Genomic DNA, 561 nt, shown 5'->3' on the forward strand with positions numbered 1-561 from the left:
TCAGTCCCTGGGCCTCCGACACGAGCCGGGTGGCCTCGAGAAGCTGGCCCGGCGGCTTGTACGTGCCGTCCAGGTCGTTGGCCCAGAACCACGCGGCCGCCTCCTGGTCGAGGGTGCGGTTCACCGTCGGCGTGCGGGCGGTCGGCGCGTCGGCGCCCGCCGCGCGCACCGCCTCCACCTGCGCCTTGTACTCGTCGCTCGCCAGCAGTCTCTCGTAGGTGCCGTACAGGCCGGGCGTGGCCGGTCGGAACTGCGCACCGGAGGTCAGCGCGAACGGCTTGACCTTCCCCCAGAGAGGCGAGACGGCCTGGCTGTCCCGTTCGCAGGTGGGGTCGACCATGTCCGGGTAGCTGGTGGGCCGCCAGGCGCCCGGCTTGCCGTCGGCCGTGTAGACGTCCCTGTTCTCCGAGCCGTCGAGGTTCCGCGCGTCCATCATCTGCGTCACCATGGGGTTGACTGCCCAGACGTCGAGATGGATGTCCTCGGAGGGCGGCGCGGTCCCGAACCGCTCACGGAACTTCAGGCCGAGGAAGCTCGCCTGGCCCTTGTACAGGTTGAGCA

General features: G+C 70.4%; 1 pseudogene. It reads right to left on the minus strand.

Going from position 1 to position 561, the window contains the following annotated elements:
• Window positions 1-561 (minus strand): annotated as a pseudogene (locus ACSNOD_RS31660) (vanadium-dependent haloperoxidase); the annotation flags it as partial.

Source organism: Streptomyces sp. URMC 123 (assembly GCF_051386515.1).
In the GTDB taxonomy this organism is placed as follows: Bacteria; Actinomycetota; Actinomycetes; order Streptomycetales; family Streptomycetaceae; genus Streptomyces.